18 protein-coding genes are annotated in these 15,197 nt (G+C 70.8%); 4 read left to right on the top strand and 14 right to left on the bottom strand.

The genetic code is table 11. From position 1 onward, the window contains the following. Positions 1-97 precede the first annotated feature (97 nt). The 12 genes from ACWDN5_RS32340 to ffh form a co-directional block, all read right to left on the bottom strand. Entirely contained in the window at positions 98-421 is a 324-nt protein-coding gene (locus tag ACWDN5_RS32340) for a DUF2469 domain-containing protein (RefSeq protein WP_003096226.1), read from the bottom strand. After that, positions 418-1,260: a ribonuclease HII gene (locus ACWDN5_RS32335; protein ID WP_310974758.1), complete on the bottom strand. Its 843-nt coding sequence runs from the start codon at positions 1,258-1,260 to the stop codon at positions 418-420. Before ACWDN5_RS32335 ends, ACWDN5_RS32340 begins: the two co-directional genes overlap by 4 nt. A gap of 83 nt (positions 1,261-1,343) precedes the next feature. Then, entirely contained in the window at positions 1,344-2,282 is a 939-nt protein-coding gene (gene lepB / locus ACWDN5_RS32330; RefSeq protein WP_310974440.1) for a signal peptidase I, read from the bottom strand. 31 nt (positions 2,283-2,313) lie between these two features. Continuing rightward, a complete protein-coding gene (rplS, locus tag ACWDN5_RS32325; protein ID WP_072480952.1) occupies positions 2,314-2,682 on the bottom strand; it encodes a 50S ribosomal protein L19 in 369 nt (122 codons plus the stop codon). A 133-nt stretch (positions 2,683-2,815) separates the two neighbouring features. After that, entirely contained in the window at positions 2,816-3,595 is a 780-nt protein-coding gene (gene trmD / locus ACWDN5_RS32320) for a tRNA (guanosine(37)-N1)-methyltransferase TrmD (RefSeq protein ID WP_310974441.1), read from the bottom strand. Between the two features lies 1 nt (position 3,596). Next, the gene (gene rimM / locus ACWDN5_RS32315; RefSeq protein WP_310974442.1) at positions 3,597-4,109 is read right to left on the bottom strand and encodes a ribosome maturation factor RimM; all 513 of its coding nucleotides are present in this window, start codon (positions 4,107-4,109) and stop codon (positions 3,597-3,599) included. A 22-nt stretch (positions 4,110-4,131) separates the two neighbouring features. Continuing rightward, positions 4,132-4,371 (bottom strand): RNA-binding protein, encoded by a 240-nt coding sequence (locus ACWDN5_RS32310; protein WP_003103110.1) that lies wholly within the window; start codon positions 4,369-4,371, stop codon positions 4,132-4,134. Continuing rightward, positions 4,368-4,811 carry a 30S ribosomal protein S16 gene (gene rpsP, locus ACWDN5_RS32305; RefSeq protein ID WP_086838910.1) on the bottom strand — a complete coding sequence of 148 codons (444 nt, stop codon included), beginning with the start codon at positions 4,809-4,811 and terminating at the stop codon, positions 4,368-4,370. The genes ACWDN5_RS32310 and rpsP overlap by 4 nt, the downstream gene beginning before the upstream one ends. Positions 4,812-4,970: 159 nt before the next feature. Further along, a complete protein-coding gene (locus ACWDN5_RS32300; protein ID WP_310974443.1) occupies positions 4,971-5,774 on the bottom strand; it encodes a CPBP family intramembrane glutamic endopeptidase in 804 nt (267 codons plus the stop codon). A 101-nt stretch (positions 5,775-5,875) separates the two neighbouring features. Then, positions 5,876-6,601, bottom strand: coding sequence for a CPBP family intramembrane glutamic endopeptidase (locus ACWDN5_RS32295; RefSeq protein WP_310974444.1), 726 nt, complete (start codon positions 6,599-6,601; stop codon positions 5,876-5,878). A 45-nt stretch (positions 6,602-6,646) separates the two neighbouring features. After that, positions 6,647-7,723: an amidohydrolase family protein gene (locus ACWDN5_RS32290; protein WP_449678923.1), complete on the bottom strand. Its 1,077-nt coding sequence runs from the start codon at positions 7,721-7,723 to the stop codon at positions 6,647-6,649. Further along, a complete protein-coding gene (gene ffh, locus ACWDN5_RS32285; RefSeq protein WP_310974446.1) occupies positions 7,720-9,255 on the bottom strand; it encodes a signal recognition particle protein in 1,536 nt (511 codons plus the stop codon). Before ffh ends, ACWDN5_RS32290 begins: the two co-directional genes overlap by 4 nt. A 196-nt stretch (positions 9,256-9,451) precedes the next feature. Here ffh and ACWDN5_RS32280 point away from each other — a divergent pair, with 196 nt between their 5' ends. Then, positions 9,452-11,224 carry an ABC transporter ATP-binding protein gene (locus ACWDN5_RS32280; RefSeq protein ID WP_449678922.1) on the top strand — a complete coding sequence of 591 codons (1,773 nt, stop codon included), beginning with the start codon at positions 9,452-9,454 and terminating at the stop codon, positions 11,222-11,224. A 9-nt stretch (positions 11,225-11,233) separates the two neighbouring features. Further along, on the top strand, positions 11,234-11,713 hold the full coding sequence (locus ACWDN5_RS32275) for a MarR family winged helix-turn-helix transcriptional regulator (protein ID WP_310974448.1): 480 nt from the start codon (positions 11,234-11,236) through the stop codon (positions 11,711-11,713). 280 nt (positions 11,714-11,993) lie between these two features. Here ACWDN5_RS32275 and ku read toward each other — a convergent pair whose 3' ends face one another. Beyond that, entirely contained in the window at positions 11,994-12,872 is an 879-nt protein-coding gene (gene ku, locus ACWDN5_RS32270) for a non-homologous end joining protein Ku (RefSeq protein ID WP_449678921.1), read from the bottom strand. 53 nt (positions 12,873-12,925) lie between these two features. After that, the gene (locus ACWDN5_RS32265) at positions 12,926-13,288 is read right to left on the bottom strand and encodes a hypothetical protein (RefSeq protein ID WP_013223841.1); all 363 of its coding nucleotides are present in this window, start codon (positions 13,286-13,288) and stop codon (positions 12,926-12,928) included. A gap of 120 nt (positions 13,289-13,408) precedes the next feature. Here ACWDN5_RS32265 and ACWDN5_RS32260 point away from each other — a divergent pair, with 120 nt between their 5' ends. Both ACWDN5_RS32260 and ACWDN5_RS32255 read left to right on the top strand, forming a co-directional pair. Continuing rightward, positions 13,409-13,996, top strand: coding sequence for a TetR/AcrR family transcriptional regulator (locus ACWDN5_RS32260; protein ID WP_449678920.1), 588 nt, complete (start codon positions 13,409-13,411; stop codon positions 13,994-13,996). Positions 13,997-14,019: 23 nt separating this feature from the next. Continuing rightward, the gene (locus ACWDN5_RS32255; RefSeq protein WP_449678919.1) at positions 14,020-14,772 is read left to right on the top strand and encodes a glucose 1-dehydrogenase; all 753 of its coding nucleotides are present in this window, start codon (positions 14,020-14,022) and stop codon (positions 14,770-14,772) included. Positions 14,773-15,197 lie beyond the last annotated feature (425 nt).

The following is a 15,197-nucleotide window of genomic DNA, read 5'->3' as shown; positions in this document are numbered from 1 at the left end:
CACCGGACATCGCGGTGGTGGACGTCCGCCTGCCCCCCAAGTTCAGCGACGAAGGTCACCCCGCTGGGTGAGCCGGCGCGGTCAGCTCCGAGTGGGACTAGCCCGAGAACGGCCCGTCTTCCGGAAGACGGAGGTCCGGCTTGTCCAGCTCCTCCACGTTGACGTCCTTGAACGTGATGACCCGGACGTGCTTGACGAAGCGGGCCGGGCGGTACATGTCCCAGACCCACGCGTCGGACATGCGGACCTCGAAGTACACCTCGCCGCCGCCGTCGCGGACCTGGACGTCCACCGCGTTCGCCAGGTAGAACCGACGCTCGGTCTCCACCACGTACGAGAACTGGCCGACTATGTCGCGGTACTCGCGGTACAGCGAGAGCTCCATCTCGGTCTCGTACTTCTCGAGATCCTCTGCGCTCATGAAATCCGCGCCCCTCCTCGGGATCGTGCCGCTGCTCCGCCGGCGGAGCGTTCATTGTGACCCACAGCCGCGGCCGGGGCATGCAGCGGCAGGCTGAGTTGTGGTTCCAAAGCTTCGTCGAGGACGGCCGTCAGGCTCGCGCCGTCGCCGTTCTCCATGGCCTTCTCCAGTGCCGCGTACGTCAGCAGGACCGGCCGCGCGGGCCGCAGGCCGTGCTTGACAGCCACCGTGGCCACGTTCGTGTACGACCAGCGGTGGACGTCGCTGGGACCGTGTTCGCGCAGCGCCGCCACGTGGTCGGACGTGCTGTACCCCTTGTGGACGTCGAACCCGTAGTGCGGGAAGTCGTCGTGGTAGCCCGCCATGATGCGGTCTCGCGTCACCTTGGCCAGCACCGACGCGGCCGCGATGCAGGCCACCGAACGGTCACCCTTGATGACCGCCGCGTTCGGGGCCGTCAGGCCCGGAACGCGGAAGCCGTCGGTCAGGATGTACCCCGGATGTACACGCAGGGCCGCCGCGGCGCGGCGCATACCCTCCAGGTTCATCACCCGGATGCCGTAGAGGTCGACCTCTTCGGTCGGGATGACGATCACCGAGTAGTCGACGGCCCGGGCGAGGACCAGGTCGTAGACCCGGTCGCGCGCCTTGGCCGTCATCATCTTCGAGTCCGTCAGCTCGGTCAGCTTCGCCGCGTCGCCCTGCTTGAGCACGCAGGCCGCGACCACCAGCGGCCCCGCGCACGCACCGGCGCCGGCTTCGTCCACGCCGGCGACCGGGCCGAGGCCACGGCGATCGAGTGTGCCCTGCAGACCCCAGAAGAGGTCGCCGCGCACCACGGCTCGCGGCGGCCGGATCGGCTCGGCCGCCGTCAGGGGAACGGGAAGTGTCAAGGCTGGATCACCCGTCTGCCGGCAAGGGGCTAGGGTTTCCGCCCGGCCGCCCGGCGCAGTCCGGACTTGAGCTTGCGACCGAGGAACAAGGCCGGCCACGCCGCCGCGATCCCGGCGCCGAGCGGGAGCCCGCTCTGCCAGGCCGGTGCACCCAGGGCCACCGGCTGCGCCGCTTCCTGCGGGTTGTGGTCGGAGATGCCGCCCCACCGGCTCGGCGGCAGGACGATGATCCGCGCCTTGCCGATGACGTTCTCCACCGGGACCGCGCCGTTCACGCCGCCGCCACCCTGGAACCGGGAATCGTCGGAGTTGTTGCGGTTGTCGCCCTGGACCCACAGCATCCCGGCGGGGACCTTGACCGGCTCGAAGGTCTTCTGCTCCTGGACGGCCGGGTCTTCCCAGTGGATGTACGGCTCGTCGAGCGCCTTGCCGTCCACGATCATGCGGCCCTGCGGGTCGCAGCACTGGACGGTCTGGCCGCCGACGGCGATCACCCGCTTGACGAAGTCGCGCTCGTCCGGCGGGGCGAACCCGACCAGCGAGCCGAGACCACGCAGCCCCTGGACGATGATGTTGCCCGACTCCTGCGGCGCGATCTCGTTGTTGATCCAGGCCTGCGGGCCCTTGAACACGATCACGTCACCCGGAGCGGGCTCGGTGAAGTCGTAGGTGACCCGGTCGACGAGGATCCGGTCCCCGGTGCACCCGGGGCACCCGTGCAGGGTGGCCTCCATGGAACCCGAAGGGATCATGAAGACCTTCGCGAGGAATGTCTGGATCAGGATCGTGAGCACCAGGGCGATCACGAGCAGGATCGGCAGTTCCTTCCAGAACGACCGTTTCTTGGCGGGCTTGGCTCGCCGCCGGCGGGATCCCCCGCGCTCCTCGGAGCGGGACAGCCTGGGCTTGTCCTCCTCGGAGCGATCGGGGTCATCCTCGGGAGCGTTCTGGGACACGGGTTCGGCCACGTCGTCAGGCTACCGGTAACGGGGTGGTGACTCAGTTAGCCGACGCCGTCTCGCGGTTCTCGCGACGCTCCTTGATCTTGGCGGCCTTGCCGCGCAGGTCACGGAGGTAGTACAGCTTCGCCCGGCGGACGTCACCGCGCTTGAAGACCTCGATCGAGGCGATGTTCGGCGAGTGCACCGGGAAGGTGCGCTCGACGCCGACGCCGAACGAAACCTTGCGCACGGTGAAGGTCTCCCGGATGCCACCGCCCTGACGGCGGATGACCACGCCCTGGAAGACCTGGTTGCGCTCGCGGTTGCCCTCGATGACGCGGACACTCACCTTGAGCGTGTCGCCCGGGCGGAAGTCCGGGATGTCGGAACGCAGCGACTGCTTGTCCAGCGCGTCCAGGGTGTTCATCGGTGGTCCGTCCTCGTCTTCGGTATGGCTTGCGTACAGATCCCGGGCGCGCAACGGTGCCGCTGCGGGCGACCCGGGGGGCTGATGGCGGGCTCGTGGACGAGGAGGTCCACTCACGCCAACCTGTCAAGTATTACAGACCGGGATCGGGCCGGGAGAACCGGCCCTCGGCCTGCTCGGGGTCCAAGCCCTCGAGGACCCCGCGATCGTGCTTGTCGAGACTACCTTCCGGCAGCGCCGCCAGGAGATCGGGGCGGCGCCGGGCCGTGCGCTCGAGGGCCTGGTCACGCCGCCAGCGGTCGATCAGCGCGTGGTTGCCCGACCGCAGCACGTCCGGCACGGCGAGGTCCCGCCACACCTCCGGGCGCGTGTAGCTGGGCCCTTCGAGCAGGCCGTCGGAGAACGAGTCCTCCGCGGCCGAACGCGCGTTGCCGAGCACGCCGGGCAGCAGCCGGACGACGGCCTCGACCATGACCAGCACCGCCGCCTCGCCGCCGACCAGCACGTAGTCGCCGATTGACACCTCGTCGACCGGCATCCGGCGGGCCGCGTCGTCGACGACCCGCTGGTCGATGCCCTCGTACCGGCCGCAGGCGAACACGAGGTGCTTTTCCGACGCGTAGGCGTGGGCCAGCTCCTGCGTGAACGGCCGCCCGGCCGGCGTCGGGACGACGAGCCGCGTCTCGGACGTGCAGACGTCGTCGAGTGCCGGGCCCCAGATCTGCGGCTTCATCACCATGCCGGGGCCGCCGCCGTACGGCGCGTCGTCGACCGCGCGGTGCACGTCGTGCGTCCAGTCGCGCAGGTCGTGCACGCCGACCTCGATGAGGCCGCGGTCGATCGCCCGGCCCAGCAGCGCGGCGCGCAGCGGGTCGAGGTACTCGGGGAAGATCGTGACGACGTCGATCCGCATGTCAGGCGTCCAGGAGCCCTTCCGGCGGGTCGAGCACGACCCGGCCGCCGGCGACGTCCACCGTGGGGACGATCGCGCGGACGAACGGCACCAGCACGTCACGGCCCTCGACGTCGAGCTCCAGGAGCTCCCCCGCCGGCGAGTGGACGACCTCGACGACCTTGCCGACGACCGTGCCGTCGGCGAGCTCGGCCCGCAGGCCGGCCAGCTCGTGGTCGTAGAACTCGTCCGGGTCCGACGTGGGCGGCAGCGTGGCCGTGTCGGCCACCAGCAGCGCGCCCCGCAGCGTCTCGGCGACGTCGCGGGTCAGGACCTCCTCGAAACGCACCAGCAGCCGCCCGCTGTGTTCGCGGGCGGCTGCGATGGTGAGTTCCCTTTTGCTGCCGTCACGCAGCTTCGTCGTGACGGCCGCACCGATCTTGAACCGCTCTTCCGGCGAGTCCGTGCGCACGTCCACCGCGAGTTCCCCGCGGATGCCGTGCGCCTTCGCGATGCGGCCGACTACGACGTCCATCCTGACCGTTTTCCGTGAAGGCTCAGCGGTCGGTGTCGACGACGTCCACGCGGACGCCGCGGCCACCGATGCCGCCCATGACGGTGCGCAGGGCGGTCGCCGTGCGACCGCCCCGGCCGATCACCTTGCCGAGGTCGTCGGGGTGCACGTGCACCTCGAGCGTGCGGCCACGGCGCGTGGTCAGCAGCTCGACCCGGACCTCGTCCGGGTTGTCGACGATCCCGCGCACCAGGTGCTCGAGGGAGTCCGCGAGGAAACTCACTCGGACTTCTCGCCCTCAGCGGCCTCCGCCTTCTCGGCCTCGGCCTTCTTCGGGGTGGACTTCTTCTTCGGCGTGGTGGCCTCGGTGGAGGGCTCCTCGCCGGCCGCGGCCAGCGCCGCGTTGAACAGGTCCTGCTTGGACGGCTTCGGCTCGGCCACCTTCAGGGTGCCCTCGGCGCCCGGCAGGCCCTTGAACTTCTGCCAGTCACCGGTGATCTCCAGCAGGCGCTGGACCGGCTCGGTCGGCTGCGCGCCGACACCCAGCCAGTACTGGGCGCGCTCGGAGACGACCTCGATCAGGCTCGGCTCTTCCTTCGGGTGGTACTTGCCGATCGTCTCGATGGCCTTGCCGTCCCGGCGGGTGCGCGCGTCGGCGACGATGATGCGGTAGTACGGCGCACGGATCTTGCCGAGGCGCTGCAGCTTGATCTTGACGGCCACGGGTGTGGGTTCTCCTCGAATCTCTCTGGTGCTGGGCTGGGCGCACGCGGGCCGAGTGGGGACACGGACGCGGGCACCCGAAGGTCAGGAGCTTTCGCACGGTGAGAGGGTCCGGCGGAAGCAGGCAGTGACCCATTCTGCCAGACGGCACCCGCGCACCTAGAAAGAGGCCACCCCGAGGGCCCCGAGCAGGATGGTCAGCGCCGGGAGGAAGTTGTTCACCTGGTGCGCGACGATGCTGCCCGGCAGCCGGCCGGTGACCAGCCGCACCAGGCCGATCGGTACCGCGATGACCAGCAGCAACGTCGTCCGCAGGGGCTCGAGGTGACTGGCCGCGAAGACCGCCGTCGACAGCAGGAACGCCGCGACCCGGCCCCAGCGCTCGCTGCGCCACTGCAGCTGTTCCGCGGCACCCCAGAGCAGGCCGCGGTAGATGATCTCCTCGCAGATCGGGCCGAGCAACCAGAGGTAGACGAACATCACCAGGGCCGCGGAGATCGACATCCGGCGGTCTTCGACCAGCGCGCTGATCGCCGAAGTCGCGTTCGCGTCGCCGACGAGCTGCGTCCACAGGTAGGCGGCGAGGGTGGTGAAGACGAGCCCGACGCAGCCGTAGCGCAACCCGGTCTTCACGTCGGCCCAGCGCCACTCGAGCCGCAGGTCGGACACGGGCCCGTTGCCGCGGACGAAGGTGATCAGCACCGCGACGCCGGCCGCGATCATCGTCGGCAGCATGGTGCCGAGCAGCACGACGCGCATCGGCAGCGGGCCGGGACCGGTGTCGCCGACGAGGACGGACACGAAGGCCGCCGAGGCCAGCAGCACGGCCTCGACGAGCAGGAAGGCGCCGAAGCCCCACCGGTGCCGCGGCGCCGGCGGCAGGAAGGCGGTCGCGGCGGGCTCCTCGGGCTCGGGGAACGGCGTGGCGTCGGCAGCCGGGTCCCGGGGCTGGGAAGTGGTCACGCCTTGCCCTCCGCGTCGGTCGGCTCCAGAGGTCGAGCCTAGCCGCCGTGATGTGATCTCACAGTATCCGTCCAGCTACTGTCCATCGAACTTCGCAACGGTCAGTGCGCGACGAAGAGGAGCACCGCGGGCGGCAGGTTGTTGGCCGCGTGGGCGATCACCCCGGCGCTGACCCGGCCGGACAGGTGCCGGGCCAGTCCCATCGCGATGCCCTGGCCGAACAGGGCGATGGTGCGGGTCGGCTCGCCGTGCAGCTGGGCGAACACGAGCGAGGTGAGCACGAGCACCACCCACGGCGGGATCCGGTGGACCGACAGCGCGTTCCACAACGTGCCGCGGACCAGCAGTTCTTCGGTGATCGGCGCGCCGGCGATGACGATCACCGCCGCGAGCACCAGCCACACCGTGTCGCCGTCGAAGGTGTCGGCGAGGTCGGTCAGCGGGCTGTCGGAGACGTCGTCGGCGCCGTAGACCGCGATCAGCATCAGGTTGAGCAGGTAGCCGACGACCAGCGCGAGCACCCCGCAGGCGAGGCCGATCCGGACGTCGCGCCAGGTCGGCTTGAGGCCGAAGTCGGCGCGCAGCCCCTGTCCCCACCGCCACGAGCCCACCGCCGGGCCGAGGCCGAGCAGGAGGTTGGGCACGAAGGCCAGGAGCAGGAGTGGGCCGATGTCGTGCAGCTCCAGGGGGTCGAACTCGCCGACGTTGCGGTTGACCGCCGCGGCGATGATCAGGTTGGCCAGGTAGTAGCCGGCGATGCCCGCGAAGAACGCCACGAAACACCAGTGCGCTCCCAGCACGCGCCGTGCGCCGTCGTCGTCCGTCACGTCTCCCACGCTAAAGTGCCGACCCCGCAACGGAATCAGCGGGGTCTACGCGTGGACGACGCCGCCGAGCACGATGTGCGACGGATGCCGCAGGACGCCCAGGTCTTCGCGCGGATCGCTCGGGTAGACGAGCAGGTCGGCGGGGGCGCCGTCGGCGATGCCGGGGTGGCCGAGCCAGTCGCGGGCGGCCCAGGACGCGCTCGCGAGGGCCTGCTCGCGGGTCATGCCGGCGCGGTGGAGCGCCTCGATCTCGTCGACGAGCCTGCCGTGCTCGACCATGCCGCCGGCGTCGCTGCCCGCGAAGACGCGTACGCCGGCTTCGATGGCCGAAGCGACCATCTCGCTGACGCCGGCGTGCAGCGCGCGCATGTGCGCGGCGTACGCCGGGTACTTGCCCGCCTTGTCCGCGATGCCCGGGAAGTTCTCGATGTTGATCAGCGTCGGGACCAGGGCGACGTCGTGCCGTGCCAGCTCGGCCAGCTGGTCGGCGCTCAGCCCGGTGCCGTGTTCGAGGCAGTCGATGCCGGACGCGATCAGCCCCGGCAACGCCGCTTCGCCGAACACGTGCGCGGTGACGCGGACACCGCTCTCGTGCGCCACCTTGACGGCTTCGGCCAGGACGTCGTCCGGCCACAGCGGCGCGAGGTCGCCCACGCCGCGGTCGATCCAGTCCCCGACGAGTTTCACCCACCCGTCGCCGTCGCGAGCTTGCTCGGCGACCGCGTCCGGCAGCTGCGACGGGTCCTCCAGCTCGATGCCGAGGCCGGGGATATAGCGCTTCACCAGGGCGAGGTGCCGACCGGCACGGATGATCGTGGGCAGGTCGGCGCGTTGCTGCAGCGGCCGGACGTCGATGGGCAGGCCGCAGTCGCGGATGAGCAGCGTCCCGGCGTTGCGGTCGGTGATCGCCTGCTCGGCCGCCTCTTCGAGCGACACGGGCCCGCCGACGCCGATGCCGGGGTGGCAATGCGCGTCGACCAGGCCGGGCACGAGGAAGACGTCCCGGCCCAGGGTCTCGGCGTCCGGCACCGGCTCGAACGAGATCCGGCCGCCGGTGATCCACAGCTCCCCCGGCTCGCCGCCGGGCAGGATCACCCCGGCGGCGTGCAGCGCGGTGCTCAATTGTCCTTGGGGTTCTTCGGCAGCTTGAACTTCGACGGGTCGAAGCCCGGGACGTCGTTCATGCCGCCCAGCTGCGACAGGTCGGGCATGCCGCCCGGCATCCCGCCACCCGGGGGCAGCATCGGCATGCCGCCGGGGAAGCCGCCGCGGACCTTGGGGGGCGTGGGACCGCGGCCCTTCTTGCCCTTCTTGCCCTTGCGGGACTTCGAGCCGCCCCCGCCGCCGAAGCCGAACCGGCCGGCCATCTGGGCCATCATCTTGCGGGCCTCGAAGAACCGGTTGACCAGGTCGTTGACCTCGCGAACGGTGACGCCGGAGCCGTTGGCGATGCGCAGCCGCCGGGACCCGTTGATCATCTTCGGGTCTTCGCGCTCGGCCGGGGTCATGCCACGGATGATCGCCTGCAGCTTGTCCAGGTGCTTGTCGTCGACCTGGGCCAGCTGGTCCTTCATCTGGCCGGCGCCCGGGAGCATGCCGAGCAGGTTGCCGATCGGGCCCATCTTGCGGACCGCGAGCATCTGCTCGAGGAAGTCCTCCAGGGTGAGCTGGCCGCTGGAGAGCTTCTCCGCGGCCTTCTCGGCCTGCTTCTGGTCGAAGGCCTGCTCGGCCTGCTCGATGAGGGTGAGCACGTCACCCATGCCGAGGATCCGCGACGCCATCCGGTCCGGGTGGAAGGTGTCGAAGTCCTCGAGCTTCTCGCCGTTGGAGGCGAAGAGGATCGGCTGGCCGGTGACCTCGCGGACGGACAGCGCGGCACCACCGCGCGCGTCGCCGTCGAGCTTCGTGAGCACGACACCGGTGAAGCCGACGCCGTCGCGGAACGCCTCGGCCGTGGTCACGGCGTCCTGGCCGATCATCGCGTCGACGACGAACAGGACCTCGTCCGGCTCGACCGCGTCGCGGATGTCCGCGGCCTGCTTCATCAGCTCTTCGTCGACACCCAGGCGGCCCGCGGTGTCCACCACGACGACGTCGTGCTGCGCGTGCTTGGCCTCGGCGATGGCGCGGCGGGCGACGTCGACCGGGTCACCGACGCCGTTGCCGGGCTCGGGCGCGAAGGTGACGACGCCGGCGCGCTCGCCGACGACCTGCAGCTGCGTGACGGCGTTCGGGCGCTGGAGGTCGCAGGCGACCAGCATCGGCGCGTGGCCTTGCTTCTTCAGCCACATCGCGAGCTTGCCGGCGAGCGTCGTCTTACCGGCACCCTGCAGACCGGCGAGCATGATCACGGTCGGCGGGGTCTTGGCCAGGTTCAGCCGGCGCGTCTCGCCGCCGAGGATCCCGACGAGCTCCTCGTTGACGATCTTGACGACCTGCTGCGCGGGGTTGAGCGCCTGGGAGACCTCGGCGCCCTTCGCCCGCTCCTTGATCCTCGCGATGAAGGTCTTGACCACGCCGAGGGCGACGTCGGCCTCCAGCAGCGCGATGCGGATCTCGCGCGCGGTGGCGTCGATGTCGGCGTCGGACAGCCTGCCCTTGCGCGTGAGCGTCTGCAGGGCGGCGGTGAGCCGATCGGAGAGGGTGTCGAACACGGGTGTGCACGCTCCAGCTGGGTCGATGGTGGCGCGCCGGACGCGGCCGGCCCTGTCGAGGGTAGTCGCTCCCGCTCCTTCTCTTCGCGGGTGTGCGCGCGTTCGTACGCATACGTTAAACAGTGTGTGGCTCCACTTTTGTGTTACTTCGGGGAAATCGGTGGCGCCGACGGCGGATTTTGGTAAACATAGGTGCATGACCGCTGTCCTGAGCGAACCGGCCGCCGACGCCGACGCACCCGTTCCGCTGCGGCGGATCGCCGGGCTGTTCCGCCCGCACCGGGGGCCGCTCGCCGCGCTGTTCGCGCTGATCGTCGTGCAGGCGGGCCTCGGCGTGGTGTCGCCGTTCCTGCTGCGCGAGATCCTCGACGACGCCCTGCCGCACCGCGACACGCTGCTGATCAGCCTCCTGGCGGCCGGGATGATCGTCTGCGCGGTCGGCAGCGGCTCCCTCGGTGTCGCCACCACCGGGCTGTCCAACACCATCGGGCAGCGGGTCATGAACGAGCTGCGCGTCTCGGTGTACGGCCACTTCCAGCGGATGTCGCTCGGCTTCTTCACGCGGACGAAGAGCGGCGAAGTGCTCTCGCGGGTGTTCAACGACATCGGCGGGGTGGACAACGTGATCACCACGACGGCCGGGTCGATGGTCCAGAACGCGACCACGACGATCGCCATCGCGGTGGCCCTGGTCCTGCTGGATTGGCAGCTCGCGGCGCTGTCGTTGATCGTCGTGCCGTTGTTCCTGCTGTTCACGCTGCGGCTGGGCAAGAAGCGGCGGATCCTGGCCCGCGGCCGGACCCGCCGGATGGCCCGGCTGACCACGATGGTCGAAGAGTCCCTGTCGGTCACCGGGGTGTTGCTCGCCAAGACCATGGGCAACGAGCGGGCGATGCGCGAGCGTTTCGCGGCGGAGTCGCGGGAGATCGCTTCGCTGGAACGAGCGGCCGCACTGGCCGGCCGCTGGCAGATCGCGTCGCGGGCGATGAGCTTGACGGTGATCCCGGCGCTGGTCTACTGGATCGCCGGGCTGGCGCTGGCGGGCGGGGCGTCGCCGATCTCGCTCGGCACCGTCGTGGCGTTCACCAGCATGCTCAACCGGCTGGTCGCGCCGGCGAGCGCGATGCAGACCATCGGCCAGAACGTGGCGACGTCGAAAGCGCTGTTCGGCCGCATCTTCGAGGTCCTGGACCTGCCGGTGGAGATCGCGGACAAGCCCGGTGCGCGGGAGCTGGAGGTGCGCCGCGGCGACGTCTCGATGCGGGGCGTCTCGTTCCGCTACGCCGAAGACGGCCCGCCGACGCTGCGGGACATCGACCTCGACGTGCCGGCCGGGACCACGACGGCACTGGTCGGTTCGACGGGCTCGGGCAAGACGACGCTCGCTTACCTCGTCGCCCGGTTGTACGAGGTAAGCGGCGGCTCCGTGACGATCGACGGCACCGATGTCCGGGACGTCACGCTGGCTTCGCTCGCGGCCGGCGTGGGGCTGGTGTCGCAGGAGACCTACCTCTTCCACGACACGGTGCGGGAGAACCTGCGCTTCGCCAAGCCGGACGCGACGGACGACGAGATCGAACGGGCGGCGAAGGCCGCGCACATCCACGACACCCTGGCCGGGCTGCCGGAGGGTTACGACACGGTCGTCGGCCAGCGCGGCTACCGCTTCTCCGGCGGCGAGAAGCAGCGGATCGCGATCGCCCGGGTGATGCTGCGCAGCCCACCGGTGCTCATCCTCGACGAGGCGACCAGCGCGCTCGACACCCGCACCGAACGTTCGGTGCAGGCCGAGCTGGACAGGCTCGCCGCCGGCCGCACGACGCTGACGATCGCGCACCGGCTGTCCACTGTGGAGCACGCGGACCAGATCGTGGTGCTGCACGAGGGCCGGATCGTGGAACGCGGGACGCACGACGAGCTGCTGACGCGCGGTGGGCGTTATGCCCGGCTGGTCCGAGGGAACACCTAATGTGGGTCCATGCACACGGAACCGGCCCGGACCCTTGACGAGACCGCCGCGCGGGTCACCGCCGACGCCGAACTCGCCGACCTGTCCCGGCGGGTGCGCGAAGGCGTCGGACGGCTGAACTGGCGGATGCGCGCGGAGGCGGACCGGCACATCCCCGGACCGGCCGTGCTCGCGGTGCTGAGCCGGCTCTACCGCGCGGGCACGCAGACGCCCACCGAGCTGGCCGAAGCGGAACGGCTGCAGCCGCAGTCGCTCACCCGCATCCTGGCGTCGCTCGACCTCCGCGGCCACATCGAGCGGACGCCGGACCCCGACGACGGGCGCCGTTCGCGGGTCAGCATCACCGACGAGGGCCTGGCCGTCCTGCGCCGGTACAGCACCCAACGCGAACGCTGGCTGGCCGGGGCCATCGAGTCGACGCTCTCGCCGACCGAGCAGCAGCTGCTCCGGCTGGCCGCCGACCTGCTGATCCGAGTCGCGGACGCCTGAAAGCTGCCGTGGAGACCCCTCGATCCCTCCACGGCAGCCTTCGGACACCCCCTTGGTGTCCCGCGCCGCCTCCCCGCGGTGCGGGACGGGTTCCGGAAACGGGCCGCTCCTCCTCCGGCCCGCCCCGGAACCCTGGCGTCTGGACGGCTCACCTCCCCAGGGGCCGTCCGGACTTCCCCCCTCGCCGGCGATCCGGTACTCGCTGGCAGAAGGAAGTCTGCCGCGCCGAGGGGTGGCGGGTTGAGTGTGAGAACCCTCAATTACCCGTGGGTAGTAATACTCAAGTCGTCTTCGCGCGGCCACGGCTGCGCGTCGCGGCTCGCTTCGCCGTTGTACGCGCCTTGGCGGCCCTCGAAGCAGCCGCCTTGGCTTTGGTGACGGCCGCGTTGCGCGCGTCCTCCGCTTCAGCGGCGCTCTCCTGCAACGCCGCCAGCAGGCGGGTTACTCCCTCGGCCTGCTCCGCGGCCGTCGGCTGGACGACCTCGGCGCCGTCGATCTTCGCCTGGACCAACGCTTCGAAGGCCTCGCGGTAACGGTCGGGGTAGCGGCCGGGGTCGAACTCGCCGGTCAGCTCTTCGATCAGGTTCACCGCGCGCCGCAGCTCGCCGGGGCGGATGTCGACGTCGGCGTGCTGGAACGGGAAGTCGGGGGTGCGCACCTCGTCGGGCCAGCGCATCGTCTCCAGCACGATCACCTGGTCGCGGACGCGCAGCGCCCCGAGCGTCTCGCGGCGGCGGAGCGCGACGGTGACCAGCGCGAGCCGGCCCGACTGCTGGAGTGCCTCGCTGAACAGCACGTACGGCTTCGTGCCCGCGGGTTCGGGTTCGAGGTAGTAGCTCTTGGCGAACCAGAGCGGATCGACGTCGGGGGCCGGCGCGAACCCGCGGATGGCGATCGTGCGGCCCGCCATCGGGAGCGACGCGAGCTCGTGGTCGGACAGCAGGACGACGTCGCCGCCGGGGAGGGGGTAGCCGCGGACCATCTCCTCGGGCGGTACCTCGGCGCCGTCGACCTCGCACACGCGCTTGACCCGGATACGGCCGCCGTCGGGCTCGTGCACCTGGTGCAGCGGAATTTCCCTCTCCTCGGTGGCGCTGTACGCCTTCACCGGGATGGCGTAACCGCCGAACCCGATCGTGCCGGTCCACACTGCGCGCATCCGTGCCACCTCCGCAGCTCCCAGGCTAGACAGCGGCCGCGGCGGATCGACAGCTACAAACGGGTGTCAGGCGAGACGGATTCGCTCACACATTCGAACGACGGCGTGACCTCGTCGAGCGCCTCCGCCGAGCACCGGGAAGCGATCGCGGCCGCGCGGAGCACCTCGGTGACCACCTCGACGTCCAGCGGCGGCGCCGCGGCGAGGGCGGCCGAACCGCCTTCGACCCGGGCGGCGAGGCCGGCGAGCGCGTGGGAAATGGCCTCCTGCCCGGCGACCAGCTGGGCGACGACGTCGGTGAGCTCGGCCGTCGTCGCACCCGGGCCGCCACAGCGCAGTCCGGCGGCGAGTTCCTCGGCGCAGGACCGCAGGTGGGTGGCGACGACGGTCGGCGGCAGCGTCAGCCGATCCTGCATCGCTCACCCCCTCGGGCCGGTCGAAGCAGCCATAGTGCCACCGCACGCGCCGTGACCGGACGCGACACACCGCCATCCACATATTTGACCGAGCGTTCTCGATACGGCTAGGGTTCGATCATGTCGCGGGTCAAGGAGTTCGACGTCGGCGAAGCCTGCGACGGCGCGCTCACGCTCTTCCGGCGGCAGGGGTACGAGGCGACGTCGGTCAGCGACCTCGTCACGCACCTCGGCGTCGCCAAGGCGAGCCTGTACGCCACCTTCGGCACGAAGCACGACCTCTACGTCACGGCGTTGAAGCGCTACGCCGAACGGACCGACGCACGAGTGATGGCCCAGCTGTCGAAGCCGGGTTCCGGAGTGGCCGCCGTGCGCCGGCTGTTCGACGCGTACGCCGCGGAAATCCTGGGCGACGAAACGAGAATGGGCTGCTTCGTCGTCAACGCGGCGATCGAGCTGCTCCCCCACGATCCCGAAGTCGCGCGGGTGGTGGAACGCAGCTGGGACACCCTCGAGGTCGCCCTCACGATGGCGCTGGAACGCGCGAAGGCCCAGGACGAACTCCCCGCCGGCAGCGACCCGGCGACGCTGGCGCGTTTCCTGCTCACCGTGCTGCAGGGACTGCGCGTCCTGGGCAAGGGCACCGACGCGGCGAGCCGGGTGAACGCAGCCGTCTCCCAGGCGCTGCGCCTGCTCATTCAAGACTGATCAGACCAGAAAGAAGGACCACGATGGGGGCACGTTTTGCGGGCAAGGTCGTCCTGGTGACGGGCGGCGGCTCGGGTATCGGACGGGCGACGGCGCGCGCGTTCGCGGACGAAGGCGCGACGGTGGTCGTGGCCGGGCGCGACGGGCAGCGGCTCGAGTCGGCGGTGCGGGACATCGGCGGTGACGCGAGCGCGGTGACGGTCGACGTGACCGACTCCGCGGACGTGGCGCGGATGGTGGAGACGGTCGTCGCGCGGCACGGCGGGCTGGACGTCGCGTTCAACAACGCGGGCATCCTCGGGTCGCCGGCCCCGGCCGCGGACCTCGGCGAGGACGACTTCGGGGCGGTGCTGGGCACGAACGTCACCGGGACGTGGCTGTGCCTGAAGCACGAGGTCGCGCACATGCGGGCGCACGGCGGCGGCGCGATCGTCAACATGGCGTCGAACATCGGCGCGCACGGCCGGCTGCCGAACATGGCGGCCTACGCGGCGTCGAAGGCCGCGGTGAGCGCGCTGACCAGGACGGCGGCGCGCGACCACATCGCCGACGGTGTCCGCATCAACGCCGTCAGCCCGGGCGCGACCGACACGGACATGTCCCGGCGTCCCGGCGAGACGGACGCCGATCGCGCCGAGCGGCTCAAGGGCGCGATTCCGCTGGGCCGGGTGGGTGCCACCGCCGAAGTGGCCGCCGCGGTGCTGTGGCTGGCTTCGGACGAAGCCGCGTTCACCGTGGGACACGATCTGGTCGTCGACGGCGGCGCGACCGCCTGAGCGGTCCCACCCGGGCCCGCGGATGAGGGCCGGCCGGATCCTCCTCCGGCGCGAATTCACGACTCACGGTTGCGCATGGTGACGATTCCTCTCTCGGACGGGAACGGACGGGGTGCACGGCTGGGTCAGGACTCGCGGTTGCGCACGACGGCTCCTCTCAAGCAGGTGGACGGGGTCACGGCAGGTCTCAGGACTCGCGGTTGCGCACGACAGCTCTCCTCTCGAGCACAGGCGGACGGGGGTCACGGCGAAGCTCAGGACTCGCGGTTGCGCACGGCGGCTCTCCCTCCGGGCACGGGTGGACAGGGATCGCATCGATTTCAGGACTCGCGATTGCGCACGACAGCTCCTCTCGAACACGGGCGGACGAGGGGCACAGCGGCTCAGGATTCGCGGTTGCGCATGACGGCCTCCCTCCGGCGGTT

The sequence above is a fragment of the Amycolatopsis sp. NPDC003731 genome (assembly GCF_053586895.1).
Note: the sequence above shows the minus strand (reverse complement) of the source record. Positions and strands in the feature narration are given on the sequence as shown.

Excerpts from the sequence above, each read along its gene's own strand:
- ACWDN5_RS32340 (WP_003096226.1), bottom strand. The coding sequence starts at position 421 with ATGAGCGCAGAGGATCTCGAGAAGTACGAGACCGAGATGGAGCTCTCG.
- rplS (WP_072480952.1), bottom strand. The coding sequence starts at position 2,682 with ATGAACACCCTGGACGCGCTGGACAAGCAGTCGCTGCGTTCCGACATC.
- trmD (WP_310974441.1), bottom strand. The coding sequence starts at position 3,595 with ATGCGGATCGACGTCGTCACGATCTTCCCCGAGTACCTCGACCCGCTG.
- rimM (WP_310974442.1), bottom strand. The coding sequence starts at position 4,109 with ATGGACGTCGTAGTCGGCCGCATCGCGAAGGCGCACGGCATCCGCGGG.
- ACWDN5_RS32280 (WP_449678922.1), top strand. The coding sequence starts at position 9,452 with ATGACCGCTGTCCTGAGCGAACCGGCCGCCGACGCCGACGCACCCGTT.
- ACWDN5_RS32275 (WP_310974448.1), top strand. The coding sequence starts at position 11,234 with ATGCACACGGAACCGGCCCGGACCCTTGACGAGACCGCCGCGCGGGTC.
- ku (WP_449678921.1), bottom strand. The coding sequence starts at position 12,872 with ATGCGCGCAGTGTGGACCGGCACGATCGGGTTCGGCGGTTACGCCATC.
- ACWDN5_RS32265 (WP_013223841.1), bottom strand. The coding sequence starts at position 13,288 with ATGCAGGATCGGCTGACGCTGCCGCCGACCGTCGTCGCCACCCACCTG.
- ACWDN5_RS32260 (WP_449678920.1), top strand. The coding sequence starts at position 13,409 with ATGTCGCGGGTCAAGGAGTTCGACGTCGGCGAAGCCTGCGACGGCGCG.
- ACWDN5_RS32255 (WP_449678919.1), top strand. The coding sequence starts at position 14,020 with ATGGGGGCACGTTTTGCGGGCAAGGTCGTCCTGGTGACGGGCGGCGGC.